Origin of the sequence: Xanthomonas sp. DAR 80977, assembly GCF_041240605.1 — a bacterium.
In the GTDB taxonomy this organism is placed as follows: Bacteria; Pseudomonadota; Gammaproteobacteria; order Xanthomonadales; family Xanthomonadaceae; genus Xanthomonas_A; species Xanthomonas_A bundabergensis.
This window is the reverse complement of sequence record NZ_CP162487.1, coordinates 4,164,044-4,190,615: the sequence shown is the minus strand read 5'-3', so window position 1 is coordinate 4,190,615 and position 26,572 is coordinate 4,164,044. Positions and strand designations below refer to the sequence as shown.

Here is a 26,572-nt window from a genome sequence, read left to right as displayed (position 1 = left end):
TAGGGATTCGATGGCGCTGGTTTAGCCCATCCCGAATCCCGTCATCCCCAATCTCGGCCTTACCGAGTTGGTAGTTGGAAGTAGCGGGAGAAGGCGTGCTGGTGCCGGCAATACCAGCGACTTCCAACTGACAATTTATGTTCACTCAGGGCCGCGGACGCGCGGCCCGCACAGCCAAGGTGATACCTCATGACGTCTTATTCGTTCACCGAAAAGAAGCGTATCCGCAAGGATTTCGGCAAGCAGCGCTCGATCCTCGAAGTGCCGTTCCTGCTGGCGATCCAGGTGGATTCCTACCGCGAGTTCCTGCAGGAGAACACCGACCCGAACAAGCGTTCGGACCACGGCCTGCACGCGGCCCTGAAATCGGTGTTCCCGATCTCCAGCTACAGCGGCAACGCGGCCCTGGAGTACGTCGGCTACAAGCTGGGCGACCCGGTGTTCGACGAGCGCGAGTGCCGCCAGCGCGGCATGAGCTACGGCGCCCCGCTGCGGGTGACCGTGCGCCTGGTGATCTACGACCGCGAGTCGTCGACCAAGGCCATCAAGTACGTGAAGGAGCAGGAGGTCTACCTCGGCGAGATCCCGCTGATGACCGACAACGGCACCTTCATCGTCAACGGTACCGAGCGCGTCATCGTCTCGCAGCTGCACCGCTCGCCGGGCGTGTTCTTCGACCACGACCGCGGCAAGACCCACAGCTCGGGCAAGCTGCTGTACAGCGCCCGCATCATCCCGTACCGCGGTTCCTGGCTGGACTTCGAGTTCGACCCGAAGGACGCGCTGTTCACCCGTATCGACCGCCGCCGCAAGCTGCCGGTGTCGATCCTGCTGCGCGCGCTCGGCTATTCGAACGAAGAGATGCTGGCCGAGTTCTTCGAGATCAACACCTTCCACATCGACCCCAAGGAAGGCGTGCAGCTGGAGCTGGTGCCCGAGCGCCTGCGCGGCGAGACGCTGAACTTCGACCTGGCCGATGGTGACAAGGTCATCGTCGAGGCCGGCAAGCGCATCACCGCGCGCCACGTCAAGCAGCTGGAAGCCGCCGGCGTCGCCGCGCTGGCCGTGCCCGACGAATACCTGGTCGGCCGCATCCTGTCGCACGACGTGGTCGATGCCTCCACCGGCGAACTGCTGGCCAGCGCCAACGACGAGATCAGCGAAGACCAGCTGACCGCGTTCCGCAAGGCCGGCGTCGATGCCGTGGGCACGCTGTGGGTCAACGACCTGGACCGCGGCCCGTACCTGTCCAACACCCTGCGCATCGATCCGACCAAGACCCAGCTGGAAGCGCTGGTCGAGATCTACCGCATGATGCGTCCCGGCGAGCCGCCGACCAAGGATGCCGCGCAGAACCTGTTCCACAACCTGTTCTTCACCTTCGAGCGCTACGACCTGTCCACGGTCGGCCGCATGAAGTTCAACCGCCGTGTCGGCCGCAAGGAAGTCACCGGCGAGTCGGTGCTGTACGACAAGAAGTACTTCGGCGAGCGCAACGACGAAGAGTCCAAGCGCCTGGTCGCCGAGCATGCCGACAGCTCCGACATCCTGGAAGTGATCAAGGTCCTGACCGAGATCCGCAACGGCCGCGGCGTGGTCGACGACATCGACCACCTGGGCAACCGTCGCGTGCGCTCGGTCGGCGAAATGGCCGAGAACGTGTTCCGCGTGGGCCTGGTCCGCGTCGAGCGTGCGGTCAAGGAGCGCCTGTCGATGGCCGAGTCCGAAGGCCTGACCCCGCAGGAGCTGATCAACGCCAAGCCGGTGGCCGCCGCGATCAAGGAGTTCTTCGGCTCCTCGCAGCTGTCGCAGTTCATGGACCAGAACAACCCGCTGTCGGAAGTGACGCACAAGCGCCGCGTCTCCGCGCTGGGCCCGGGCGGCCTGACCCGCGAGCGCGCCGGCTTCGAAGTGCGCGACGTGCATCCCACCCACTACGGCCGCGTCTGCACCATCGAGACGCCGGAAGGCCCGAACATCGGCCTGATCAACTCGCTGGCGGTGTACGCCCGCACCAACCAGTACGGCTTCCTGGAGACGCCGTACCGGAAGGTCGTGGACGGCCAGATCACCGACGACGTCGAATACCTGTCGGCGATCGAAGAGAACGAGTACGTGATCGCGCAGGCCAACGCGCTGCACGATTCCAAGAGCCGCCTGACCGAGCAGTTCGTGCCGTGCCGCTACCAGGGCGAGTCGCTGCTGAAGCCGCCGGCCGAAGTGCACTTCATGGACGTGTCGCCGATGCAGACCGTGTCCATCGCGGCGGCGCTGGTGCCGTTCCTGGAGCACGACGACGCCAACCGCGCGCTGATGGGCGCGAACATGCAGCGCCAGGCCGTGCCGACGCTGCGCGCGCAGAAGCCGCTGGTCGGTACCGGCATCGAGCGCGCCGTGGCGCGCGACTCGGGCGTGACCGTGAACGCCAAGCGCGGCGGCGTGATCGAGCAGATCGACGCGGCGCGCATCGTGGTCAAGGTCAACGAGGAAGAGATCGGCGGCGGCACCGATGCCGGCGTGGACATCTACAACCTGATCAAGTACACGCGCTCCAACCAGAACACCTGCATCAACCAGCGTCCGCTGGTCAATGTGGGCGACGTGATCGCGCGCGGCGACGTGCTGGCCGACGGTCCCTCGACCGACATCGGCGAGCTGGCCCTGGGCCAGAACATGCTGATCGCGTTCATGCCGTGGAACGGCTACAACTTCGAAGACTCCATCCTGCTCTCCGAGCGCGTGGTGGAAGAGGATCGCTACACCACGATCCACATCGAAGAGCTGACCTGCGTGGCGCGCGACACCAAGCTGGGGCCGGAGGAAATCTCCGCCGACATCCCGAACGTGTCCGAGCAGGCGCTGAACCGCCTGGACGAGTCGGGCGTGGTGTACATCGGCGCCGAAGTGCGCGCCGGCGACATCATGGTCGGCAAGGTCACGCCGAAGGGCGAGAGCCAGCTGACCCCGGAAGAGAAGCTGCTGCGCGCGATCTTCGGCGAGAAGGCCTCGGACGTGAAGGACAGCTCGCTGCGCGTGCCGCCGGGCATGGACGGCACCGTCATCGACGTGCAGGTGTTCACCCGCGACGGCATCGAGAAGGACAAGCGCGCCCGCCAGATCGAGGAAAACGAGATTAAGCGGGTCAAGAAGGACTTCGACGACCAGTTCCGCATCCTGGAAAGCGCGATCTACGCGCGCCTGCGCGCCCAGTTGATCGGCAAGGTCGCCAACGGCGGTCCGAACCTGAAGAAGGGCGACACCATCACCGACGCGTACCTGGACGGGCTGAAGAAGTCCGACTGGTTCGCGCTGCGGATGAAGGACGAGGAGCCGTCGGACGCGATCGAGCGCGCGCAGAAGCAGATCCAGGCGCACGAGAAGGAATTCGAGCGTCGCTTCGCCGACAAGCGCGGCAAGATCACCGCCGGCGACGACCTCGCCCCGGGCGTGCTGAAGATGGTCAAGGTGTTCCTGGCGGTGAAGCGCCGCATCCAGCCCGGCGACAAGATGGCCGGTCGCCACGGCAACAAGGGTGTCGTGTCGATGATCCAGCCGATTGAGGACATGCCGTACATGGCCAACGGCGAGACCGTGGACATCGTGCTGAACCCGCTGGGCGTGCCGTCGCGCATGAACATCGGCCAGGTGCTGGAAGTGCATCTGGGCTGGGCCGCCAAGGGCCTGGGTCGCAAGATCCAGAACATGCTCGAGGCCCAGGCAAAGGTCGCCGACCTGCGCAAGTTCCTGACCCAGATCTACAACCACGACCAGAAGCTGGGCGAGGACCGCGTGGACCTGGATCAGTTCAGCGACGCCGAGCTGCTGGCGCTGTCGAAGAACCTGACCGACGGCGTGCCGATGGCCACCCCGGTGTTCGACGGTGCGACGGAAGCGGAGATCAAGCACATGCTCGAGCTCGCCGACCTGCCGATCAGCGGCCAGACCCAGCTGTACGACGGCCGCACCGGCGAGGCGTTCGACCGCCACACCACGGTCGGCTACATGCACATGCTGAAGCTGAACCACCTGGTCGACGACAAGATGCACGCGCGCTCCACCGGTCCGTACTCGCTCGTCACCCAGCAGCCGCTGGGCGGCAAGGCGCAGTTCGGCGGCCAGCGCTTCGGCGAAATGGAAGTCTGGGCGCTGGAAGCCTACGGCGCGGCCTACACCCTGCAGGAAATGCTGACGGTGAAGTCCGACGACGTGCAGGGCCGCAACCAGATGTACAAGAACATCGTCGACGGCGAGCACGAGATGGTCGCGGGCATGCCGGAATCCTTCAACGTCCTGGTGAAGGAAATCCGCTCGCTGGCCATCAACATGGAACTGGAAGACTGATCGTGCAGGCGCGGATGCCCAACGGCATCCGCGCCGCCGCAGCGCTCTGACAGCCCATCGACACGTATTCCTCCTTTCGGAGAAACACCATGAAAGACCTGCTCAACCTCTTCAACCAGCAGCGCCAGACGCTGGACTTCGACGCGATCAAGATCGCGCTGGCCTCGCCGGACCTGATCCGTTCGTGGTCCTTCGGCGAAGTGAAGAAGCCGGAAACCATCAACTACCGTACCTTCAAGCCCGAGCGCGACGGCCTGTTCTGCGCCGCCATCTTCGGCCCGATCAAGGACTACGAGTGCCTGTGCGGCAAGTACAAGCGCATGAAGCACCGCGGCGTGGTCTGCGAGAAGTGCGGCACCGAAGTGACCCTGGCCAAGGTGCGCCGCGAGCGCATGGGCCACATCGACCTGGCCTCGCCGGTCGCGCACATCTGGTTCCTGAAGTCGCTGCCGTCGCGCATCGGCCTGATGCTGGACATGACCCTGCGCGACATCGAGCGCGTGCTGTACTTCGAAGCCTACGTGGTGACCGAGCCGGGCCTGACCGCCCTGGAGCGCCGCCAGCTGCTGACCGAAGAGCAGTTCCTGACCGCGCGCCAGGAGCACGGCGACGACTTCGACGCCGCGATGGGCGCCGAGGCGGTGTACGAGCTGCTGCGCACGATCGACCTGCAGTCGGAAATGACCCGCCTGCGCGAGGAAATCGCCGGTACCGGGTCTGAAACCAAGCTCAAGCGCCTGACCAAGCGCATCAAGCTGGTCGAAGCCTTCCTCGAGTCGGGCAACCGTCCGGAGTGGATGGTGATGACCGTGCTGCCGGTGCTGCCGCCGGACCTGCGTCCGCTGGTGCCGCTGGACGGCGGCCGCTTCGCGACCTCCGACCTGAACGACCTGTACCGCCGCGTCATCAACCGCAACAACCGCCTGCGTCGCCTGCTCGAGCTCAATGCGCCGGACATCATCGTGCGCAACGAAAAGCGCATGCTGCAGGAGTCGGTGGATGCGCTGCTGGACAACGGCCGCCGCGGCCGTGCCATCACCGGCACCAACAAGCGCCCGCTGAAGTCGCTGGCCGACATGATCAAGGGCAAGCAGGGCCGGTTCCGCCAGAACCTGCTCGGCAAGCGCGTGGACTACTCCGGCCGTTCGGTCATCGTGGTCGGTCCGACCCTGCGCCTGCACGAGTGCGGCCTGCCGAAGAAGATGGCGCTGGAGCTGTTCAAGCCGTTCGTGTTCGCCAAGCTGCAGCGTCGCGGCCTGGCCACCACCATCAAGGCCGCCAAGAAGCTGGTCGAGCGCGAAGAAGCCGAAGTCTGGGACATCCTGGAAGAGGTCATCCGCGAGCACCCGGTGCTGCTGAACCGCGCGCCGACCCTGCACCGCCTGGGCATCCAGGCGTTCGAGCCGGTGCTGATCGAAGGCAAGGCGATCCAGCTGCATCCGCTGGTGTGTACCGCGTTCAACGCCGACTTCGACGGCGACCAGATGGCCGTGCACGTGCCGCTGTCGCTGGAAGCGCAGCTGGAAGCGCGCGCGCTGATGATGTCCACCAACAACATCCTGTCGCCGGCCAACGGCGAGCCGATCATCGTGCCGTCGCAGGACGTGGTGCTGGGCCTGTACTACATGAGCCGCGCCCTGGAGAACAAGAAGGGCGAGGGCATGGTGTTCGCCAACATCGCCGAAGTGAAGCGCGCCTACGACAACCGTGCGGTCGAACTGCACGCCAAGGTCAAGGTCCGCATCACCGAGACGGTGATCGACGAGGACGGCAACCGCAGCAAGAAGACCTCGATCGTGGACACCACGATCGGGCGCGCGCTGCTGGCCGAAATCCTGCCGGAAGGCCTGCCGTTCGCGCTGGCCAACACCGAGCTGACCAAGAAGAACATCAGCCGCCTGATCAACTCCAGCTACCGCCAGCTGGGCCTGAAGGACAGCGTCGTGTTCGCCGACAAGCTGATGTACACCGGCTTCGCCTACGCGACCCGCGCCGGCGTGTCGATCGGCATCGACGACATGCTGATCCCGTCGGAGAAGAAGGGCATCCTCGGCGAAGCCGAGCAGGAAGTGCTGGAAATCCAGGAGCAGTACCAGTCCGGCCTGGTCACCGCCGGCGAGCGCTACAACAAGGTCGTGGACATCTGGTCGCGCACCAACGAGCGCATCGCCAAGGCGATGATGGACACCATCGGCACCGAGAAGGTGGTCAACGCCAAGGGCGAGACCATCGACCAGAAGTCGATGAACTCGCTGTACATCATGGCCGACTCCGGTGCGCGTGGTAGCCAGGCGCAGATCCGTCAGCTGGCCGGCATGCGCGGCCTGATGGCGCGTCCGGACGGCTCGATCATCGAGACCCCGATCAAGGCCAACTTCCGCGAAGGCCTGAACGTGCAGGAGTACTTCAACTCCACCCACGGCGCGCGCAAGGGCCTGGCCGATACCGCGCTGAAGACCGCGAACTCGGGTTACCTGACCCGCCGCCTGGTCGACGTGGCGCAGGACGTGGTGATCACCGAGCCGGATTGCGGCACCACCGACGGCCTGACCATGACCCCGATCGTGGAAGGCGGCGACGTGGTCGAGCCCTTGCGCGACCGCGTGCTCGGCCGCGTGGTGGCCGAGGACGTGTTCCTGCCGGGCAACGACGAGGATCCGATCGTCACCCGCAACACGCTGCTCGACGAGCAGTGGGTGGCCAAGCTGGAAGAGGCCGGCGTGCAGACGCTGAAGGTGCGCTCCACGATCACCTGCGAATCCTCGTTCGGCGTGTGCGCCCGCTGCTACGGCCGCGACCTGGCGCGCGGCCACCTGGTCAACATCGGCGAGGCGGTCGGCGTCATCGCCGCGCAGTCGATCGGCGAGCCGGGTACCCAGCTGACCATGCGTACCTTCCACATCGGCGGCGCGGCCTCGCGTGCGGCGGCGGTGGACAACATCACGGTCAAGACCACCGGTTCGATCAAGTTCAACAACCTCAAGTCGGTCGAGCACGCCAACGGTTCGCTGGTGGCGGTGTCGCGTTCGGGCGAACTGTCGGTGCTCGACGGCCACGGCCGCGAGCGCGAGCGCTACAAGCTGGCCTACGGCGCAACGATCACCGCGAAGGACGGCGATGCGGTCAAGGCCGGCCAGTCGGTGGCCAACTGGGATCCGCATAACCACCCGATCGTGTCGGAAGTGGCCGGTTTCATCCGCTTCATCGACTTCATCGACGGCGTCACCGTCATCGAGAAGACCGACGACCTGACCGGCCTGGCCTCGCGCGAGATCACCGATCCGAAGCGTCGCGGCACCCAGGCCAAGGACCTGCGCCCGATCGTGCGCATCGTCGACGGCAAGGGCAACGACCTGACCATCCCGGGCACCGACCTGCCGGCGCAGTACCTGCTGCCGCCGCGCTCGATCGTCAACCTGCAGGACGGCGCCGCGGTCGGCGTGGGCGACGTGGTCGCCAAGATCCCGCAGGAAGCGTCCAAGACCCGCGACATCACCGGCGGTCTGCCGCGCGTGGCCGACCTGTTCGAGGCGCGCAAGCCGAAGGATCCGGCGATCCTGGCCGAGCGCTCGGGCATCATCAGCTTCGGCAAGGACACCAAGGGCAAGCAGCGCCTGATCATCAAGGACACCGATGGTTCGGAACACGAAGAGCTGATCCCGAAGTACCGCCAGATCATCGTGTTCGAAGGCGAGCACGTGGCCAAGGGCGAGACCGTGGTCGACGGCGAGCCGAGCCCGCAGGACATCCTGCGCCTGCTCGGCGTGGAGCCGCTGGCCGCGTACCTGGTCAAGGAAATCCAGGACGTGTACCGCCTGCAGGGCGTGAAGATCAACGACAAGCACATCGAGGTCATCACCCGGCAGATGCTGCGCAAGGTCGAGATCACCGACCAGGGCAACAGCAAGTTCCTCAACGGCGAGCAGGCCGAGCGCCAGCGCGTCATCGAGGAAAATGCCCGCCTGGCCACCCGCAACGAGCTGCCGGCCAAGTACGACCCGGTGCTGCTGGGCATCACCAAGGCCTCGCTGGCCACCGAGTCGTTCATCTCGGCGGCCTCGTTCCAGGAGACCACCCGCGTCCTCACCGAGGCGGCGGTGCGCGGCACCAGCGACACGCTGCGCGGCCTGAAGGAAAACGTGATCGTCGGCCGCCTGATCCCGGCCGGCACCGGCCTGGCCTACCACAGCCTGCGCCGTCGCAACTCCAGCGGCCTGACCGAGTCGGAGATGCAGACCCTGTCCGGCGGCAACGCCGAGCCGGCGGTCGAAACGCCCGCACCGGCGGCTGCCAGCAGCGAAGAGTGAGCCGGTCGGCCCCGTGCGCGGGGCCGGTCGTTCCAGGCGAAAGGGGGCGCAGCGGACGCGCCCCGTGTTCCGGTCCGGGATGGACCAGCAAGTTAAGTTTCCGTTGAGTTGACGGAGCTTTTACTTGCCCGCTATACTTTCCTGTCTCGGCAGGCCGTCCTTCGGCCTGCCTTCGTTTTCACGCATCCAGGCCCCACGGCCTCAATCAGAAGAATCCACTGATGGCGACGATCAACCAGCTGGTCCGCAAGCCGCGGCAGGCGACCACCTACAAGAGCGCCTCCCCGGCGCTTGACAAGTGCCCGCAGCGCCGTGGCGTCTGCACGCGCGTGTACACCACCACCCCGAAGAAGCCGAACTCGGCCCTGCGTAAGGTCGCCAAGGTGCGCCTGACGAACCAGGAAGAGGTCATCAGCTACATCGGTGGCGAAGGCCACAACCTGCAGGAGCACTCCGTGGTCCTGATCCGCGGCGGTCGCGTCAAGGATCTGCCGGGCGTGCGCTACCACACCGTTCGCGGTTCGCTCGATGCCGCCGGCGTCGCCAAGCGTCGCCAGGGTCGTTCCAAGTACGGCGCCAAGCGTCCGAAGAGCTAAGGGAAAGCACAATGTCTCGTAAAGGTTCTACTCCGCAGCGCACTGTCCTGCCGGATCCCAAGCACGGCAGCGAAACCATCGCCCGTTTCATCAACATGGTGATGCTGAGCGGCAAGAAGTCGGTCGCCGAAAAGATCGTCTATGGCGCAATGGACGTCATCGGCGAGAAAAACCCGAATGCGGTCGAGCTGGTGCAGAAGGCGCTGGACAACGTCGCTCCGGCGGTCGAAGTCAAGTCGCGTCGCGTCGGCGGTGCCACGTACCAGGTGCCGGTCGAGGTGCGTTCCTCCCGTCGCATGGCGCTGGCCATGCGCTGGCTGATCGACTCGGCGCGCAAGCGCGGCGAGAACTCGATGCCGCGCAAGCTCGCGGCCGAGCTGGTCGACGCCTCGGAAAACCGTGGTGGCGCCATCAAGAAGCGTGAAGAAACCCACCGCATGGCGGAAGCGAACAAGGCGTTCGCGCACTACCGCTGGTGACCTTCCGGGCCTTGGAAACAGGGCCCGTCAGCACTATCTATATGTGCTGCTAGCTGCGCCGACGAGCGCCGCACAAATCCGAAGGCCGCCGCAAGGCGGCGTTCGGCCATCCGCAATCCAAGAATTCTGAGAGGCTCCCTGTGGCCCGCAACACTCCCATCGAGCGTTACCGCAACTTCGGCATCATGGCCCACATCGATGCCGGCAAGACCACCACCTCCGAACGCATCCTGTTCTACACCGGCGTCAGCCACAAGATCGGCGAGGTGCATGACGGTGCCGCGACGATGGACTGGATGGAGCAGGAGCAGGAGCGTGGCATCACCATCACCTCCGCCGCGACCACCGCGTTCTGGAGCGGCATGGACAAGTCGCTGCCGCAGCACCGCTTCAACATCATCGACACCCCCGGGCACGTCGACTTCACCATCGAAGTCGAGCGTTCGCTGCGCGTGCTCGACGGCGCGGTGTTCGTGCTGTGCGCGGTCGGCGGCGTGCAGCCGCAGTCCGAGACCGTGTGGCGCCAGGCCAACAAGTATGCGGTGCCGCGTCTTGCCTTCGTCAACAAGATGGACCGCACCGGCGCCAACTTCGACAAGGTGGTCGAGCAGCTGAAGTCGCGCCTGGGCGCCTACCCGGTGCCGATGCAGGTGCCGATCGGCGCCGAAGACGGCTTCGAAGGCGTGGTCGACCTGATCAAGATGAAGGCGGTCCATTGGGACACCGCCTCGCAGGGCACCGTGTTCGAGTACCGCGAGATCCCCGCGCACCTGGCCGACAAGGCCGTCGAGGCGCGCGCGTTCATGGTCGAGGCCGCGGCCGAAGCCAACGAAGAGCTGATGGACAAGTACCTCAACGAGGGCGAGCTGTCCGAAGAGGAAATCGTCAGCGGCCTGCGCGAGCGCACCCTGAAGGTGGAAGTGGTGCCGGTGTACTGCGGTACCGCGTTCAAGAACAAGGGCGTGCAGGCGATGCTCGACGGCGTGATCCAGCTGCTGCCGTCGCCCAACGACCGTCCGCCGGTCAAGGGCATCGACGAGGACGACAAGGAAGACAGCCGTCCGGCCACCGACACCGCGCCGTTCTCGGCGCTGGCGTTCAAGATCATGACCGACCCGTTCGTGGGTTCGCTGACCTTCTTCCGCGTCTACTCCGGCACGCTGAACTCCGGCGACCAGGTGTACAACCCGGTCAAGTCGAAGAAGGAGCGCGTGGGCCGCATCCTGCAGATGCACTCCAACAACCGCGAGGAGATCAAGGAAGTGCGCGCGGGCGACATCGCCGCGGCGGTGGGCCTGAAGGACGTCACCACCGGCGACACGCTGTGCGCGCAGGACCACATCATCATCCTGGAGCGCATGGTGTTCCCGGAGCCGGTGATCTCGATGGCGGTGGAACCGAAGACCAAGTCGGACCAGGAAAAGATGGGTATCGCGCTGAGCCGCCTGGCCCAGGAAGATCCCTCGTTCCGCGTCAACACCGACGAAGAATCCGGCCAGACCATCATCCGCGGCATGGGCGAGTTGCACCTGGAAATCATGGTCGACCGCATGAAGCGCGAGTTCAACGTCGAAGCCAACGTCGGCAAGCCGCAGGTGGCCTACCGCGAGACCATCCGCAAGGCGGTCAAGCAGGAAGGCAAGTTCGTGCGCCAGTCCGGCGGTAAGGGCCAGTACGGTCATGTCGTGCTCGAGATCGAGCCGCAGGAGCGCGGCCTGGGCTACACCTTCGAGAACGCGATCGTCGGCGGCGTGGTGCCGAAGGAATACATCCCGGCGGTGGACAAGGGCATCCAGGAAGCGGTGGCCAACGGCGTGATGGCCGGCTACCCGATCGTGGACGTCAAGGTGCGCCTGATCGACGGTTCGTACCACGACGTCGACTCCTCGGAAATGGCGTTCAAGATCGCCGGCTCGATGGGCTTCAAGGAAGGCTTCAACAAGGCCAGCCCGGTGCTGCTGGAGCCGATCATGAAGGTCGAGGTGGTGACCCCGGAAGACTACCTGGGCGACGTGATGGGCGACGTCAGCCGTCGTCGCGGCATCCTGCAGGGCCAGGACGACAGTCCGTCCGGCAAGGTGATCAACGCGATGGTGCCGCTGGGCGAAATGTTCGGCTACGCCACCACGCTGCGCTCGATGTCGCAGGGTCGCGCCACGTTCTCGATGGAGTTCGACCACTACGCCGAAGCGCCGGCCAACATCGCCGAGTCGGTCATCAAGAAGAGCTGAGATTAGCGAGACGGGATGCGGGGCGCGGGCACAGCCAGTCCTGCATCCCGGTCCCTTGTCCCCCATTACGAATTAGAAGGTAAACACACCATGGCAAAGGGTAAGTTCGAGCGCACCAAGCCGCACGTCAACGTCGGCACCATCGGTCACGTCGACCACGGCAAGACCACGCTGACCGCGGCGCTGACCAAGATCGGCGCAGAGCGCTTCGGCGGCGAGTTCAAGGCGTACGACGCGATCGACGCGGCGCCGGAAGAGAAGGCGCGCGGCATCACGATCTCGACCGCGCACGTGGAGTACGAATCGCCGAGCCGCCACTACGCGCACGTCGATTGCCCGGGCCACGCGGACTACGTGAAGAACATGATCACCGGTGCGGCGCAGATGGACGGCGCGATCCTGGTGTGCTCGGCCGCGGACGGCCCGATGCCGCAGACCCGCGAGCACATCCTGCTGTCGCGCCAGGTCGGCGTGCCGCACATCGTGGTGTTCCTGAACAAGGCCGACATGGTCGACGACGCCGAGCTGCTCGAGCTGGTCGAGATGGAAGTGCGCGAGCTGCTGAGCAAGTACGACTTCCCGGGCGACGATACCCCGATCATCCACGGTTCGGCGCGTCTGGCGCTGGAAGGCGACCAGAGCGAGATCGGCGTGCCGTCGATCCTGAAGCTGGTGGAAGCGCTGGATTCGTTCATCCCGGAGCCGCAGCGCGACGTGGACAAGCCGTTCCTGATGCCGGTGGAAGACGTGTTCTCGATCTCGGGCCGCGGCACCGTGGTGACCGGGCGTATCGAGCGCGGCGTGATCAAGGTGGGCGACGAAATCGAAATCGTCGGCATCCGTGCCACGCAGAAGACCACGGTCACCGGCGTGGAAATGTTCCGCAAGCTGCTGGACCAGGGCCAGGCGGGCGACAACGCGGGCCTGCTGCTGCGCGGCACCAAGCGTGACGACGTGGAGCGCGGCCAGGTGCTGTGCAAGCCGGGTTCGATCAAGCCGCACACCGAGTTCGAAGCCGAGGTGTACGTGCTGTCGAAGGACGAGGGCGGCCGTCACACGCCGTTCTTCAAGGGCTACCGTCCGCAGTTCTACTTCCGCACCACCGACATCACTGGCGCGTGCCAGCTGCCGGAAGGCGTGGAGATGGTGATGCCGGGCGACAACGTGAAGATGGTGGTCACGCTGATCAACCCGGTGGCGATGGACGAAGGCCTGCGTTTCGCGATCCGCGAAGGCGGCCGTACCGTCGGCGCCGGCGTGGTGGCCAAGATCATCAAGTAATGCCCGCAACCGCCGGCGGCCCTTCCGGGCTGTCCGGCCAGCGGTGGCCGCGGCTTCGGCTTGCGGTTCGAAGAAGGGTCGGCGCAAGCCGGCCCTTCTTCGTTCAGGCGGCGGAGTGCGAAATTCGTTGCCGCGGGATGTTGCGAGCCGGTGAAACAGTCGCTATAATGCGCGGCTCGGCGTTCCTGGGTAGGGCGCCGGATACACCGCGAAAAGAGAGGCAGGACGCCCCTCGTGTTCGCCAGACCGGGAAGGTCGCGCTGCATGGAGCATTCAACGGCCTCGCGCTGTTGACGTTGCTTTATCTGCGCATTATACTTTTCCGTCTGGGCAGGCCGGGTGACTGGTCTGCCTCAGTTTTTGGGCGGAGGAATGGCCCTCGCCAGCTGGATGCTCGGCGGTATTCGACATCAGGAAATAATCGGGGCAGGTATCCCAGAGGCCTTGCCCGTCGCTCTTTTAACGAAGGAACCCACCGCCATGGCGGAGCAAAAGACCGGTCAGAAAGCGGATCAGAAGATCCGGATTCGGCTGAAGGCGTTCGATCATCGTCTGATCGACCGTTCGGCCAGCGAGATCGTTGAGACGGCGAAGCGGACCGGCGCGCAGGTGCGCGGCCCGATCCCGCTGCCGACCAAGATCGAACGCTACACCATCCTGGTTTCCCCGCACGTCGACAAGGACGCGCGCGACCAGTACGAGACCCGCACGCACAAGCGCGTGCTCGACATCATCGGCCCTAACGACAAGACCGTGGACGCGCTGATGAAGCTCGAGCTCGCGGCGGGCGTCGATGTCCAGATCAAGTTGACCTGAGGACTACGACCATGACGAAGAAATATTCGTTGGGCTTCGTGGGCCGCAAGGCCGGCATGAGCCGCGTCTTCACCGAAGACGGCCGCTCCATCCCGGTGACCCTGATCGAAGCGACCCCGAACCGCATCACCCAGCTCAAGACCGTCGAGAGCGACGGCTACAGCGCCGTGCAGATCACCGTGGGCGCCCGTCGCGCCGCGCTGGTCAACAAGCCTGCCTCCGGCCACTACGCCAAGGCCAAGGTCGAAGCCGGTCGTGGCCTGTGGGAGTTCCGCGTCGAGGACGCGCAGCTGGGCGATTACGCCATCGGCGGCGAGATCAAGGCGGACATCTTCGAGGTCGGCCAGAAGGTCGACGTCCAGGGCGTCACCAAGGGCAAGGGCTTCCAGGGCACGATCAAGCGGTACAACTTCCGCATGGGCGATGCCACCCACGGTAACTCGCTGTCGCATCGCGCGCCGGGTTCGCTGGGTCAGCGCCAGACCCCGGGTCGCGTTTTCCCGGGCAAGAAGATGTCCGGCCACATGGGCGCGGTGCAGCAGAGCACGCAGAATCTGGAAGTGGTCAAGGTCGACGTCGAGCGTGGCCTCATCGCCATTCGCGGCGCGGTGCCTGGCGCTGCCGGTGGCGACGTGATCGTGCGTCCGGCTAGCAAGGCATAAGGAGAGATGACGATGGAACTCGTTATCACGGGTAGCAACAACAAGGTCTCGGTCTCCGACGCCGTGTTCGGTCGCGATTTCAGCGAGGATCTGGTCCACCAGGTCGTCGTCGCCTATCGCAACGCCGGCCGCGCGGGCACCAAGGCGCAGAAGACGCGTTCGGAAGTCAACGGCACCACCAAGAAGTCGAAGAAGCAGAAGGGCGGTGGCGCTCGCCACGGCGCGCTGACCGCTCCGATCTTCGTCGGCGGCGGCGTGACCTTCGCGGCCAAGCCGCGCAGCTTCGAGCAGAAGGTGAACCGCAAGATGTATCGCGCCGCGATCTGCGCGATCCTTTCGGAGCTCAACCGCCAGGGTCGCCTGATGGTCGTCGACGCGTTCGACGTCGAGGCCAGTAAGACCAAGGGTCTGATCGAGAAGCTGAAGGGTCTGGAAGTGGGCAAGCGCCCGCTGATCGTGACCGAAGAGGCGTCCGAGCATCTGTACCTGTCGGCGCGCAACCTTCCCTACGTGGAAGTGCGTGACGTGCAGGGCCTGGATCCGGTGTCGCTGGTCGGGGCCGATACGGTCGTGATCACCGCCGATGCGGTCAAGAAGGTCGAGGAGTGGCTGGCATGAGCAGCAACGAAAAAATCTTCAGCGTGCTGCGTGCCCCGCGTGTCTCCGAAAAGACCGCGCGCCTGCAGGAACTCTCCAATCAGTACGTCTTCGAGATCTCGAGCGAAGCCACCAAGGCCGATGTCAAGGCCGCGGTCGAGCAGCTGTTCGACGTCAAGGTCGAGTCGGTCAACGTGTTGAACGTCAAGGGCAAGAACAAGTCCTTCCGTTCGCGCAGCGGCCGCCGCGGCGATTGGCGCAAGGCGTACGTGCGTCTGGCCGAAGGCCAGTCCATCGACGTAACGGCCAAGGCCTGAGGTCCATCCCATGCCATTGATGAAATTCAAACCCACTTCTCCCGGCCGTCGTTCGGCCGTGCGCGTGGTCACGCCCGATCTGCACAAGGGCGCCCCGCACGCTGCGCTGGTGGAAAAGCAGAGCAAGTCCGGTGGTCGTAACCACCACGGCCGCATCACCACCCGCCACGTCGGCGGTGGCCACAAGCAGCATTACCGCGTCATCGACTTCAAGCGCAACAAAGAAGGCATTCCGGCGCGCGTGGAGCGGATCGAATACGATCCGAACCGCACCGCCCATATCGCCCTGCTGTGCTACGCCGACGGCGAGCGCCGCTACATCATCGCGCCCAAGGGCCTGAAGGCCGGCGATCAGGTGATCGCGGGTTCGGATGCGCCGATCAAGACCGGCAACACGCTGCCGCTGCGCAACATCCCGGTCGGTACGACGGTGCACGGCATCGAGCTGAAGCCGGGCAAGGGCGCGCAGATCGCGCGTGCCGCCGGCGCCGCGGTGCAGCTGGTCGCGCGTGAAGGCATCTACGCCACCCTGCGTCTTCGCTCCGGCGAAATGCGCAAGGTGCCGGCCGAGTGCCGCGCCACCATCGGCGAAGTCGGCAACGACGAGCACAACCTCGAGAAGCTGGGCAAGGCGGGCGCCAAGCGCTGGCGCGGCGTGCGTCCGACCGTTCGCGGTGCGGCCATGAACCCCGTCGACCACCCGCACGGTGGTGGTGAGGCGAAGGCCGGTCAGGGTAATCCGCATCCGGTCACCCCGTGGGGTGTGCCGACCAAGGGTTACAAGACGCGCCATAACAAGCGCACCGAACAATTCATCGTCCGCGATCGTAGGGGCTAATCGACCATGGCACGTTCACTCAAGAAAGGCCCGTTCGTCGATCACCACCTCGTCAAGAAGGTGGAGGCCGCGGCCGGCAGCAAGCGTCCGATCAAGACCTGGTCGCGTCGTTCGATGATCCTGCCGGAGATGGTGGGCTTCACCATCGCCGTGCACAACGGCAAGAACCACGTTCCGGTGCTGGTCAACGAGAACATGGTCGGCCACAAGCTCGGCGAATTTGCCGTCACCCGGACCTTCAAGGGTCACGGTGGCGACAAGAAGTCGAGCCGGTAAGGAGAGATGACGATGGAAGCGAAAGCAATCCTGCGCACTGCGCGCATCTCCCCGCAGAAGGCCCGCCTGGTCGCCGACCAGGTGCGCGGTCTTTCCGCCGAGCGGGCGGTCAACCTGCTGAAGTTCTCGGATAAGAAGGCTGCCCACCTGATCAAGAAGGTGGTGGAGTCGGCGATCGCCAATGCCGAGAACAACCAGGGCGCGGATGTCGACGAGCTGAAGGTCAAGACCATCATGGTTGATGAAGGTCCGACCCTGAAGCGTTTCATGGCGCGGGCGAAAGGCCGCGGTACCCGCATCCTCAAGCGCACCAGCCACATCACTGTGGTTGTGGGCGCCGCCAAGTAAGCGGAAAGGAAAAGACGATGGGTCATAAAGTTCATCCGATTGGAATCCGCCTGGGTGTCTCCAAGGACTGGAATTCCAAGTGGTACGCCAACAAGGGCGAGTTCGCCGGTTACCTGGCGGCCGACCTCAAGGTCCGCGAAATGCTGCGCAAGAAGTTGGCGCAGGCGGGCATCAGCAAGATCCTGATCGAGCGTCCGGCCAAGACCGCGCGCGTGACGATCCACACCGCCCGCCCGGGCGTGGTGATCGGCAAGCGCGGTGAGGACATCGAGAAGCTGCGCAAGGAAGTGAGCGAGATGATGGGCGTCCCCGCCCACATCAACGTCACCGAAGTGCGCAAGCCGGAGCTGGATGCGCAGCTGGTCGCCGAGTCGATCGCGCAGCAGCTGGAGCGTCGCATCATGTTCCGTCGCGCGATGAAGCGCTCGGTCGGCAACGCGATGCGCCTGGGTGCCCTGGGCATCAAGGTCAACGTCGCCGGCCGCTTGAACGGTGCGGAAATCGCCCGTTCCGAGTGGTACCGCGAGGGCCGCGTGCCGCTGCATACGCTGCGTGCCGACATCGACTATGGCTTCGCCGAAGCCAAGACGACCTACGGCATCATCGGCATCAAGGTGTGGATCTACAAGGGCGAGATCTTCGATTTCTCCCAGGTTGGCCAGGAAAAGCAGGACGACTCCCCGCGCAACGATCGCAACGATCGCGGCGACCGTGGTGACCGTCCGTCGCGTCCGGCTCGTGAAGCGAGGTAACGGCAATGTTGCAACCCAAGCGAACCAAATACCGCAAGATGCACAAGGGCCGCAACGACGGCCTGGCGTGGAGCGGCAACGCCGTCAGCTTCGGCGAGTACGGGCTGAAGGCCACCGCGCACGGTCAGCTGACCGCGCGCCAGATCGAAGCGGCGCGCCGCTCGATCAGCCGCTACGTCAAGCGCGGCGGCAAGATGTGGATCCGCGTGTTCCCGGACAAGCCGATCACCAAGAAGCCGATCGAAGTGCGAATGGGCTCCGGTAAGGGCAACGTCGAGTACTGGGTCGCCCAGATCCAGCCCGGCCGCATGATCTATGAAATCGAAGGCGTCGGCGAAGATGTCGCGCGCGAGGCGTTCCGCCTGGCCGCTGCCAAGCTTTCGGTGACCACCACCTTCGTCACCCGGACGGTACGCTGATGGACATCAAACAACTCCGCGAGAAGTCGGCTGACGACCTGAAGTCCCATCTGACCGATCTGCGCAAGGAGCAGTTCGCCCTGCGCATGCAGCAGGTCACCGGGCAGCTGCCGAAGACCCACGAAACCCGCCGGGTACGCCGCGAGATCGCTCGCGTGAAGTACCTGATCGGCAGCACGAAGTAAGGATGGCCGCCATGAGCGACACTAACGAAAGCAAGACGCTGCGCACGGTCGAAGGCCGTGTGGTCAGCAACAAGATGGACAAGACCGTCACCGTGCTGGTGGAGCGTCAGGTCAAGCACGCGCTGTACGGCAAGTACATCAAGCGCTCGACCAAGCTCCACGCCCACGACGCCGACAACGCCTGCAACGAAGGCGATGTCGTGCGCGTGACCGAGATTGCGCCGCTGTCCAAGACCAAGAACTGGCGGGTGGTGGAAATCGTCACCCGTTCGGCCGAATAAGGGAGATCTGAATCATGATCCAGATGCAGAGCTACCTCGACGTCGCCGACAATTCCGGTGCCAAGGAAGTGATGTGCATCAAGGTGCTCGGCGGCTCCAAGCGCCGCTACGCGCACATTGGCGACATCATCAAGGTCACCGTCAAGGACGCGATCCCGCGCGGCAAGGTCAAGAAGGGCGAAGTCTACGACGCCGTCGTGGTGCGTACCCGCAAGGGTGTGCGTCGTCCCGACGGTTCGCTGATCCGCTTCGACGGCAACGCTGCGGTGTTGCTCAACAACAAGCAGGAGCCGATCGGCACGCGCATCTTCGGGCCTGTTACCCGCGAGCTGCGCTCCGAGAAGTTCATGAAGATCGTCTCGCTCGCTCCTGAAGTGCTGTGAGCGGAGGACATACACATGGCTAACCGTATCAAGAAGGGCGACCAGGTCGTCGTCACTACCGGCAAGGACAAGGGCAAGCAGGGCGAAATCGTCCGCGTCGACGGCGATCGGGTGATCGTCTCCAACGCGAACATCGTCAAGCGCCACACCAAGCCGAACCCGCAGGCAGGCGTTGCCGGCGGCGTGGTCGAGCGTGAAGCGTCGATCCATATCTCCAACGTGGCGATCGTCAACCCGGCAACGGGCAAGGGCGAGCGCGTTGGCTTCAAGGTGCTGGAGGATGGACGCAAACTGCGTGTGTTCCGCTCCAGCGGTGAGGCGCTCGACGCCTGAGGAATGACACAATGAATTCCCGTCTCGAAAAGATCTACAAGGAAGAAGTGGTACCGGCTCTGATGAAGAAGTTCGGTTACACCAATCCGATGCAAGTGCCGAAGCTGGTCAAGGTCACCCTGAACATGGGCGTGGGCGAGGCGGCGACGAACAAGAAGATCCTGGAAAACGCCGTGGCCGACATGGCCAAGGTCTCCGGCCAGAAGCCGGTGGTCACCAAGTCGCGCATCTCGGTGGCGTCGTTCAAGATCCGCGATGGCTGGCCGATCGGCTGCAAGACCACGCTGCGTCGCGCCAAGATGTACGAGTTCCTGGATCGCCTGATCAACATCTCGCTGCCGCGCGTGCGCGACTTCCGCGGTGTTTCGGGTCGCTCGTTCGACGGTCGCGGCAACTTCAACATGGGCGTGAAGGAACAGATCATCTTCCCGGAAATCGACTTCGACGCCGTCGATGCGATCCGCGGCATGGATATCGCCATCACCACCACCGCCAAGACCGACGCCGAAGCGAAGGCGCTGCTCGAAGCGTTCAAGTTCCCGTTCCGTAACTGATTGACAGCCGGGATTCGTGATTCGGGATCCGGGATGGGAAGGGCGCTGCGCCCGCCACATCCCGGGTTCCGCAAATCTCCAATCCCCAATCTCGAATCCCGAGGATTTACAGATGGCAAAGACCTCCATGGTCAACCGCGACATCAAGCGGAAGAAGCTGGCGAAGAAGTTCGCCGACAAGCGCGACGCGCTGAAGAAGATCATCGCCGCCGACAGCTCGTCCTACGACGAGAAGGCCGAGGCCGTGGTCAAGCTGCAGAAGCTGCCGCGCGATTCGTCGCCGAGCCGCCAGCGCACCCGTTGCGAGCTGTCCGGCCGCCCGCGCGGCGTCTACCGCAAGTTCGGCCTCGGCCGCAACATGCTGCGCAAGGCGACGATGAACGGCGACGTGCCGGGCCTGCGCAAGGCCAGCTGGTAATAGCCGGCGGTCCCGGCTCCGTTCGCGGAGCCCGGGGCAGGGCGGTCGCCCGCCAGCCTGCGGTTCAGCCAACGAGTCCGACGCAAGTCGGACTTTTTGTCGTATAATCCCGCTCCTTGCCTGCGCCTGGCCGGGCGGGTTCGTTGCAAATCAAGGCCCTGGCCTCCTCCAGGACGCTGCACGCTGCACATCACCGCGTCATTCCACAGCTTCACATCACAAGATTTTCGCGAAAGCGGATATCGGTGCACTCAAAGGTAGACACCATGAGCATGACTGATCCCATCGCCGACCTGCTGGTCCGCATCAAGAATGCGGCCGCGGTTGGCAAGCCGACGGTGAAAATGCCGTCCTCCAAGATCAAGGTTGCGATCGCAGAAGTGCTGAAGGCCGAAGGCTACATCAGCGACCTGCGCGTCAACGCGATCGAGAACAACAAGTCCGAGCTGGAAATCGTGCTGAAGTATTTCGAGGGCCGTCCGGTCATCGATACGCTCAAGCGCGTTTCGCGTTCGGGTCTGCGCCAGTATCGCGGTAAGGCCGAGCTGCCGAAGGTTCTCGGCGGCCTGGGCGTTGCCATCATTTCCACGTCCAAGGGCATCATGACCGATGCGCAGGCCCGTCAGGCCGGCGTCGGTGGCGAAGTCCTGTGCTTCGTGGCCTAAGGGAAGGAGTACTCAAATGTCCCGCGTAGCCAAGAAGCCGATCTCCCTCCCGAAGGGCGTCGAACTGAATGTCCAGCCCGAGCTGGTGAGCGTCAAGGGCCCGAAGGGCACCCTGTCGCTGCCGAAGCCGGCAGGCGTCGAAATCAAGCAGGAAAACGGTGTCGCCACGCTGTCGGCGAACGACCCGTCGCAGATCGCCATCACCGGCACCGTCCGCGCGATCCTGGCGAACATGGTGCACGGCGTGTCCGAAGGCTTCGAGCGCAAGCTCGAGCTGGTCGGCGTCGGCTACCGCGCCACGATGCAGGGCAAGGACCTGAGCCTGGCGCTCGGTTTCTCGCACCCGGTCGTGTTCAAGGCGCCGGAAGGCATCACCCTGGCCGCCCCGACTCAGACCGAGATCGTGGTGCAGGGCGCCGACAAGCAGCGCGTCGGCGAAGTCGCCGCCAAGATCCGCGGTTTCCGTCCGCCGGAGCCCTACAAGGGCAAGGGTGTGAAGTACGCCGGTGAAGTCATCATTCGCAAGGAAGCCAAGAAGGCCTAATCAGGCGCGGGTCCATCCGCAGAGCCCGGCCGTCCATGGCCGGACTTTTCAATGCAAAAGCCCGCTTCGCTTCAGCTTCCGCTAGGAATCCAATCATGAGCATCAACAAGAACATCGCCCGCCTGCGCCGCGCCAAGTCGACCCGTGCGCACATCCGCGAACTCGGCGTCGCCCGCCTGTCGGTGCTGCGCACCGGCCAGCACCTGTATGCGCAGGTCTTCACTGCCGACGGCTCCAAGGTGATCGCTGCGGCGAACACCCTGCAGGCCGACGTCAAGGACGGCCTGAAGAGCGGCAAGAACAGCGAGGCCGCCGTCAAGGTGGGCAAGCTGATCGCCGAGCGCGCCAAGGCCGCGGGCATCGAGAAGGTCGCCTTCGACCGCTCGGGCTACCGCTACCACGGCCGCATCAAGGCGCTGGCCGACGCCGCGCGCGAAGGCGGCCTGCAGTTCTGATCCTTGCGGGAGCGGCGTCCACGCCGCGCCCGACCTGCCGATGCGGGCCGCATCGGACCTTGGCGCGCCTTGTGCGCGCGTCCGGGGAACACGGTTCCAGTCAACAACTACAAGCGGCATGCAAGCCGTAAATCTTTCAACTACCAAGGAATACACAATGGCTGAAGAACAGCGTGCACCGCGGGGTCGTGATCGCGACCGCAACCGCGAAGAGAAAGTCGACGACGGCATGATCGAGAAGCTGGTCGCGGTCAACCGCGTCAGCAAGACGGTCAAGGGCGGTCGCCAGTTCACCTTCACCGCGCTGACCGTGGTCGGCGACGGCAACGGCAAGATCGGCTTCGGTTACGGCAAGGCGCGCGAAGTGCCGGTCGCGATCCAGAAGTCGATGGAGTATGCGCGCAAGGGCATGCTCAACATCGACCTGAACAACGGCACCCTGTGGCACCCGGTGAAGTCCGGCCATGGCGCGGCGCGCGTGTTCATGATGCCCGCCTCGGAAGGTACCGGCGTCATCGCTGGCGGCGCGATGCGCGCCGTGCTGGAAGCGGTCGGCGTCAAGAACGTGCTGGCCAAGGCGGTCGGTTCGCGCAACCCGATCAACCTGGTGCGCGCCACCCTGCGCGGCCTGGAAGACATGCAGTCGCCGTCGCGCATCGCGGCCAAGCGCGGCAAGAAGGTGGAGGAACTCAACCATGGCTAATGAGTCCAACAAGACGGTGAAGGTGCGCCTGGTGCGCGGCCTTCGTGGTACCCAGTCGCGTCACCGCCTGTCGGTGCGTGCGCTGGGCCTGAACAAGCTCAACGATGTGCGTGAACTGAAGGACAGCCCGCAGGTGCGCGGCCTGATCAACAAGGTTCAGTACCTCGTCCAGGTTGAGGAGTAAGCGACCATGACTTTGCATCTGAATGATCTGAAGCCCGCCGAAGGCGCGCGTACCGAGCGCACCCGCGTCGGCCGCGGCATCGGTTCGGGCCTGGGCAAGACCTGCGGCCGCGGCCACAAGGGTTCGTTCGCGCGCAAGGGCGGCGGCAAGATCAAGGCCGGCTTCGAAGGCGGCCAGACCCCCATGCAGCGCCGGCTGCCGAAGATCGGCTTCCGTTCCAAGCTCGCCAAGGACACCGCCGAAGTGCTGTCCTACCAGCTCGACAACCTGCCGGAAGGCGAGATCGATTTCGCCGCGCTGCGCGCTGCGAAGCTGGTCCCGAGCACCGCGAAGAAGGCCAAGGTCGTGCTCAAGGGCGAGCTGAGCAAGAAGTTCGTGCTCAAGGGCATCGCCGCGACCGCGGGTGCCAAGGCGGCAATCGAAGCTGCCGGCGGCAGCGTGCAGGAGTAACACGCAGATGGCGCAGGCTGGCATGGGTAACCTCGGCGGCGGGCTCGGCAAGTTCACTGAACTTCGCCAGCGCCTGTTGTTCGTTCTCGGCGCATTGATCGTCTATCGCATCGGCTGCTACGTGCCGGTGCCGGGCGTCAATCCCGAAGCCATGCTTGCGCTGATGCAGGCGCAGGGCGGCGGCATCGTGGACATGTTCAACATGTTCTCGGGCGGCGCCCTGCACCGTTTCAGCATTTTCGCGCTGAACGTGATGCCGTACATCTCGGCATCGATCGTGATCCAGCTGGCCACGCACATCTTTCCGTCGCTGAAGGCGATGCAGAAGGAAGGCGAGTCCGGCCGGCGCAAGATCACCCAATATTCGCGCATCGGCGCGGTGCTGCTGGCGGTGGTGCAGGGCGGCAGTATCGCGCTGGCGCTGCAGAACCAGACCGCACCGGGCGGTGCGCCGGTCGTGTACGCGCCGGGCATGGGCTTCGTGCTCACCGCGGTGATCGCGCTGACCGCCGGCACCATCTTCCTGATGTGGGTCGGCGAGCAGGTCACCGAGCGCGGCATCGGCAACGGCGTGTCGCTGATCATCTTCGCCGGCATCGTCGCCGGCCTGCCGGCGGCGACCATCCAGACCGTGGAAGCCTACCGCGACGGCAACATGAGCTTCATCTCGCTGTTGCTGATCGCGCTGACCATCCTCGCCTTCACCCTGTTCGTGGTGTTCGTCGAGCGCGGGCAGCGGCGGATCACGGTGAACTACGCGCGGCGCCAGGGTGGCCGCAACGCCTACATGAACCAGACCTCGTTCCTGCCGCTGAAGCTGAACATGGCCGGCGTGATTCCGCCGATCTTCGCCTCGAGCATCCTCGCCTTCCCGGCGACGCTGTCGATGTGGTCGGGCCAGGCCGCGTCCAACAGCACCTTCGGCAGCTGGCTGCAGCGCATCGCCAATGCGCTGGGCCCGGGCGAGCCGGTGCACATGATCGTGTTCGCCGCGCTGATCATCGGCTTTGCGTTCTTCTATACCGCGCTGGTGTTCAACTCGCAGGAAACCGCGGACAACCTGAAAAAGTCCGGCGCGCTGATCCCGGGCATCCGTCCAGGCAAGGCCACCGCCGACTACGTCGACGGCGTGCTGACCCGGCTGACCGCCGCCGGCTCGCTGTACCTGGTGATCGTGTGCCTGCTGCCGGAAATCATGCGTGCGCAGCTCGGCACCTCGTTCCACTTCGGCGGCACCTCGCTGCTGATCGCGGTCGTGGTGGTGATGGACTTCATCGCGCAGATCCAGGCGCACCTGATGTCGCACCAGTACGAAAGCCTGTTGAAGAAGGCCAACCTCAAGGGTGGCTCGCGCGGCGGCGGTTTCGCCCGCGGTTGATTGCTATAATTTGACTTCCTTCCGCGAAGACGCCCCGGCTCCCGGGCGCAGTCTTCCGACTTGAAGGGCGGCCCATGCAGCGGTCTCGTGCGTGGGTGCGACGTGGTGGTCCTGCGCTGGAGTAGCGCGGGCGGCCGAGGTGGATCCTCACCCTGGCCAACGACGTCCGGCGCCGGAGCATGGGCACACTCCCCATGCCGGGCCTGCGGAACCGAAAGGTTCCACGGGCTTCCATGTAACCCGAGACCTTGCTAGACTTACAAGTTCACTTTTTGATCCATCCTGCCGGGTGGCGCCGCAGTGCGCCGTCGGGCCATCACTCAGTTGGAGAACCGCGTCATGGCGCGTATTGCAGGCGTCAACCTGCCAGCCCAGAAGCACGTCTGGGTCGGGTTGCAAAGCATTTTCGGCATCGGCCGTACCCGTTCGAAGAAGGTCTGCGAAGCCGCAGGCGTGACCTCGACCACCAAGATCCGTGACCTGTCCGAGCCTGAAATCGAGCGCCTGCGCCTCGAAGTCGGCAAGTACATCGTCGAAGGCGACCTGCGTCGCGAAGTGGGCATCGCCATCAAGCGACTGATGGACCTGGGCTGCTACCGCGGCCTGCGTCACCGTCGTGGCCTGCCGCTGCGTGGTCAGCGCACCCGCACCAACGCCCGCACCCGCAAGGGCCCGCGCAAGGCGATCAGGAAGTAAGGGACAGACATGGCTAAGCCCGCAGCAGCAAAGACCAAGAAGAAGATCAAGCGCGTCGTCACCGACGGCGTCGCCCACGTCCACGCTTCGTTCAACAACACCATCGTGACCATCACCGACCGTCAGGGCAATGCGTTGTCCTGGGCGACCTCCGGTGGCGCCGGTTTCCGCGGTTCGCGCAAGTCCACGCCGTTCGCGGCGCAGGTTGCCGCCGAGAAGGCCGGGCGCGCTGCGCTCGACTACGGCGTGAAGTCGCTGGAAGTGCGCATCAAGGGCCCGGGTCCGGGTCGCGAGTCCGCCGTCCGTTCGTTGAACAACGTCGGATACAAGATCACCAACATCATCGACGTGACGCCTATCCCGCACAACGGGTGCCGTCCGCCGAAGAAGCGTCGCGTCTAAAGGAGCGATAAGAAATGGCTCGTTATATCGGTCCTACCTGTAAGCTCGCGCGCCGCGAAGGCGCCGATCTTTCCCTCAAGAGCCCGGCGCGTGCGCTGGACTCCAAGTGCAAGCTGGAGCAGAAGCCCGGCCAGCACGGCGCGACCGCCCGCAAGGGCAAGCTGTCCGACTACGCCACCCAGCTGCGCGAAAAGCAGAAGGTCAAGCGTATCTACGGCCTGCTGGAGCGTCAGTTCCGCAACTACTACAAGAAGGCCTCGACCAAGAAGGGCAACACCGGCGAGAACCTGCTGCAGCTGCTGGAAACCCGCCTGGACAACGTCGTCTACCGCATGGGCTTCGCCGTCACCCGCCCGGCCGCGCGCCAGCTGGTGTCGCACCGCGGCGTGCTGGTCAACGGCAAGTCGGTGAACCTGGCCTCGTACCAGGTCAAGGCCGGCGACGCGATCGCCCTGTCGGAAAAGGCCCAGAAGCAGCTTCGCGTGCAGGAAGCGCTGACCGTTGCCGAAACGCACGACCTGAACCCGTCCTGGGTCGAGGTCGATTCGAAGAAGTTCAGCGGCATCTTCAAGGCCGTGCCGGATCGTGCGGACCTGCCTGCTGACATCAACGAAGCGCTGATCGTCGAGTTGTATTCGAAGTAATCACATTGGAGAGCCTCCGGCAACGGAGGCTCGTCAG

Annotated in this window: 31 protein-coding genes; all 31 read left to right on the top strand. The window is 64.7% G+C overall.

All coding sequences use genetic code 11. The features are described 5' to 3' along the window. Positions 1 to 189: 189 nt before the first annotated feature. The 31 genes from rpoB (at position 190) to rpsD (ending at position 26,535) form a co-directional block, all read left to right on the top strand. Positions 190 to 4,341 carry a DNA-directed RNA polymerase subunit beta gene (gene rpoB, locus AB3X10_RS17740; RefSeq protein WP_369976724.1) on the top strand — a complete coding sequence of 1,384 codons (4,152 nt, stop codon included), beginning with the start codon at positions 190 to 192 and terminating at the stop codon, positions 4,339 to 4,341. Between the two features lie 89 nt (positions 4,342 to 4,430). Then, the gene (gene rpoC / locus AB3X10_RS17735) at positions 4,431 to 8,648 is read left to right on the top strand and encodes a DNA-directed RNA polymerase subunit beta' (RefSeq protein WP_369976722.1); all 4,218 of its coding nucleotides are present in this window, start codon (positions 4,431 to 4,433) and stop codon (positions 8,646 to 8,648) included. Between the two features lie 221 nt (positions 8,649 to 8,869). Beyond that, the gene (rpsL, locus tag AB3X10_RS17730) at positions 8,870 to 9,244 is read left to right on the top strand and encodes a 30S ribosomal protein S12 (RefSeq protein ID WP_003469157.1); all 375 of its coding nucleotides are present in this window, start codon (positions 8,870 to 8,872) and stop codon (positions 9,242 to 9,244) included. 11 nt (positions 9,245 to 9,255) lie between these two features. After that, a complete protein-coding gene (rpsG, locus tag AB3X10_RS17725) occupies positions 9,256 to 9,723 on the top strand; it encodes a 30S ribosomal protein S7 (RefSeq protein WP_003469159.1) in 468 nt (155 codons plus the stop codon). Between the two features lie 140 nt (positions 9,724 to 9,863). Then, on the top strand, positions 9,864 to 11,954 hold the full coding sequence (fusA, locus tag AB3X10_RS17720; RefSeq protein ID WP_369976720.1) for an elongation factor G: 2,091 nt from the start codon (positions 9,864 to 9,866) through the stop codon (positions 11,952 to 11,954). A gap of 90 nt (positions 11,955 to 12,044) precedes the next feature. Beyond that, complete coding sequence (gene tuf, locus AB3X10_RS17715) at positions 12,045 to 13,235, top strand: elongation factor Tu (RefSeq protein ID WP_369976718.1); 1,191 nt, start codon at positions 12,045 to 12,047, stop codon at positions 13,233 to 13,235. Positions 13,236 to 13,715: 480 nt separating this feature from the next. Beyond that, positions 13,716 to 14,051 carry a 30S ribosomal protein S10 gene (rpsJ, locus tag AB3X10_RS17710; protein ID WP_003470680.1) on the top strand — a complete coding sequence of 112 codons (336 nt, stop codon included), beginning with the start codon at positions 13,716 to 13,718 and terminating at the stop codon, positions 14,049 to 14,051. An 11-nt stretch (positions 14,052 to 14,062) separates the two neighbouring features. Beyond that, on the top strand, positions 14,063 to 14,713 hold the full coding sequence (gene rplC / locus AB3X10_RS17705; RefSeq protein ID WP_046979794.1) for a 50S ribosomal protein L3: 651 nt from the start codon (positions 14,063 to 14,065) through the stop codon (positions 14,711 to 14,713). Between the two features lie 12 nt (positions 14,714 to 14,725). After that, positions 14,726 to 15,331 (top strand): 50S ribosomal protein L4, encoded by a 606-nt coding sequence (rplD, locus tag AB3X10_RS17700; protein ID WP_048490092.1) that lies wholly within the window; start codon positions 14,726 to 14,728, stop codon positions 15,329 to 15,331. Beyond that, complete coding sequence (gene rplW, locus AB3X10_RS17695; RefSeq protein WP_003470672.1) at positions 15,328 to 15,627, top strand: 50S ribosomal protein L23; 300 nt, start codon at positions 15,328 to 15,330, stop codon at positions 15,625 to 15,627. The genes rplD and rplW overlap by 4 nt, the downstream gene beginning before the upstream one ends. Positions 15,628 to 15,637: 10 nt before the next feature. Continuing rightward, entirely contained in the window at positions 15,638 to 16,465 is an 828-nt protein-coding gene (gene rplB, locus AB3X10_RS17690) for a 50S ribosomal protein L2 (protein ID WP_145701694.1), read from the top strand. 6 nt (positions 16,466 to 16,471) lie between these two features. Beyond that, complete coding sequence (rpsS, locus tag AB3X10_RS17685) at positions 16,472 to 16,741, top strand: 30S ribosomal protein S19 (protein WP_003470666.1); 270 nt, start codon at positions 16,472 to 16,474, stop codon at positions 16,739 to 16,741. Between the two features lie 12 nt (positions 16,742 to 16,753). Next, positions 16,754 to 17,089 carry a 50S ribosomal protein L22 gene (gene rplV, locus AB3X10_RS17680; protein ID WP_003470663.1) on the top strand — a complete coding sequence of 112 codons (336 nt, stop codon included), beginning with the start codon at positions 16,754 to 16,756 and terminating at the stop codon, positions 17,087 to 17,089. Between the two features lie 17 nt (positions 17,090 to 17,106). Further along, positions 17,107 to 17,841, top strand: a complete 735-nt coding sequence (gene rpsC / locus AB3X10_RS17675) for a 30S ribosomal protein S3 (RefSeq protein WP_003470660.1) — start codon at positions 17,107 to 17,109, stop codon at positions 17,839 to 17,841. Positions 17,842 to 17,846: 5 nt separating this feature from the next. After that, a complete protein-coding gene (gene rplP, locus AB3X10_RS17670; RefSeq protein WP_003470657.1) occupies positions 17,847 to 18,260 on the top strand; it encodes a 50S ribosomal protein L16 in 414 nt (137 codons plus the stop codon). Beyond that, complete coding sequence (rpmC, locus tag AB3X10_RS17665; RefSeq protein ID WP_145701693.1) at positions 18,260 to 18,445, top strand: 50S ribosomal protein L29; 186 nt, start codon at positions 18,260 to 18,262, stop codon at positions 18,443 to 18,445. The genes rplP and rpmC overlap by 1 nt, the downstream gene beginning before the upstream one ends. An 11-nt stretch (positions 18,446 to 18,456) precedes the next feature. After that, the gene (gene rpsQ, locus AB3X10_RS17660; protein WP_046979797.1) at positions 18,457 to 18,726 is read left to right on the top strand and encodes a 30S ribosomal protein S17; all 270 of its coding nucleotides are present in this window, start codon (positions 18,457 to 18,459) and stop codon (positions 18,724 to 18,726) included. Between the two features lie 14 nt (positions 18,727 to 18,740). Further along, positions 18,741 to 19,109, top strand: coding sequence for a 50S ribosomal protein L14 (rplN, locus tag AB3X10_RS17655; RefSeq protein WP_003486699.1), 369 nt, complete (start codon positions 18,741 to 18,743; stop codon positions 19,107 to 19,109). 15 nt (positions 19,110 to 19,124) lie between these two features. After that, complete coding sequence (gene rplX / locus AB3X10_RS17650; protein ID WP_009607346.1) at positions 19,125 to 19,442, top strand: 50S ribosomal protein L24; 318 nt, start codon at positions 19,125 to 19,127, stop codon at positions 19,440 to 19,442. 11 nt (positions 19,443 to 19,453) lie between these two features. Beyond that, positions 19,454 to 19,996 (top strand): 50S ribosomal protein L5, encoded by a 543-nt coding sequence (gene rplE / locus AB3X10_RS17645; protein ID WP_145701692.1) that lies wholly within the window; start codon positions 19,454 to 19,456, stop codon positions 19,994 to 19,996. Between the two features lie 112 nt (positions 19,997 to 20,108). After that, positions 20,109 to 20,414: a 30S ribosomal protein S14 gene (gene rpsN, locus AB3X10_RS17640; protein WP_128420172.1), complete on the top strand. Its 306-nt coding sequence runs from the start codon at positions 20,109 to 20,111 to the stop codon at positions 20,412 to 20,414. Between the two features lie 266 nt (positions 20,415 to 20,680). After that, positions 20,681 to 21,079, top strand: coding sequence for a 30S ribosomal protein S8 (gene rpsH / locus AB3X10_RS17635; protein WP_145701691.1), 399 nt, complete (start codon positions 20,681 to 20,683; stop codon positions 21,077 to 21,079). A 16-nt stretch (positions 21,080 to 21,095) separates the two neighbouring features. After that, on the top strand, positions 21,096 to 21,623 hold the full coding sequence (gene rplF / locus AB3X10_RS17630) for a 50S ribosomal protein L6 (RefSeq protein WP_369976713.1): 528 nt from the start codon (positions 21,096 to 21,098) through the stop codon (positions 21,621 to 21,623). Between the two features lie 95 nt (positions 21,624 to 21,718). Then, positions 21,719 to 22,078: a 50S ribosomal protein L18 gene (rplR, locus tag AB3X10_RS17625; protein WP_369976711.1), complete on the top strand. Its 360-nt coding sequence runs from the start codon at positions 21,719 to 21,721 to the stop codon at positions 22,076 to 22,078. Between the two features lie 157 nt (positions 22,079 to 22,235). Continuing rightward, positions 22,236 to 22,781, top strand: coding sequence for a 30S ribosomal protein S5 (gene rpsE / locus AB3X10_RS17620; protein WP_104557639.1), 546 nt, complete (start codon positions 22,236 to 22,238; stop codon positions 22,779 to 22,781). After that, complete coding sequence (gene rpmD / locus AB3X10_RS17615; protein ID WP_005408214.1) at positions 22,774 to 22,965, top strand: 50S ribosomal protein L30; 192 nt, start codon at positions 22,774 to 22,776, stop codon at positions 22,963 to 22,965. Before rpsE ends, rpmD begins: the two co-directional genes overlap by 8 nt. Positions 22,966 to 22,971: 6 nt before the next feature. Next, positions 22,972 to 23,415: a 50S ribosomal protein L15 gene (gene rplO, locus AB3X10_RS17610; protein ID WP_369976708.1), complete on the top strand. Its 444-nt coding sequence runs from the start codon at positions 22,972 to 22,974 to the stop codon at positions 23,413 to 23,415. Between the two features lie 7 nt (positions 23,416 to 23,422). Beyond that, positions 23,423 to 24,793 (top strand): preprotein translocase subunit SecY, encoded by a 1,371-nt coding sequence (secY, locus tag AB3X10_RS17605; RefSeq protein ID WP_369976706.1) that lies wholly within the window; start codon positions 23,423 to 23,425, stop codon positions 24,791 to 24,793. A gap of 339 nt (positions 24,794 to 25,132) precedes the next feature. Then, positions 25,133 to 25,489, top strand: coding sequence for a 30S ribosomal protein S13 (rpsM, locus tag AB3X10_RS17600; protein WP_145701687.1), 357 nt, complete (start codon positions 25,133 to 25,135; stop codon positions 25,487 to 25,489). 9 nt (positions 25,490 to 25,498) lie between these two features. Further along, positions 25,499 to 25,891, top strand: a complete 393-nt coding sequence (gene rpsK, locus AB3X10_RS17595) for a 30S ribosomal protein S11 (protein ID WP_003470632.1) — start codon at positions 25,499 to 25,501, stop codon at positions 25,889 to 25,891. A gap of 14 nt (positions 25,892 to 25,905) precedes the next feature. Next, positions 25,906 to 26,535 carry a 30S ribosomal protein S4 gene (rpsD, locus tag AB3X10_RS17590; RefSeq protein ID WP_010340454.1) on the top strand — a complete coding sequence of 210 codons (630 nt, stop codon included), beginning with the start codon at positions 25,906 to 25,908 and terminating at the stop codon, positions 26,533 to 26,535. The last annotated feature ends 37 nt before the right edge of the window (positions 26,536 to 26,572 follow it).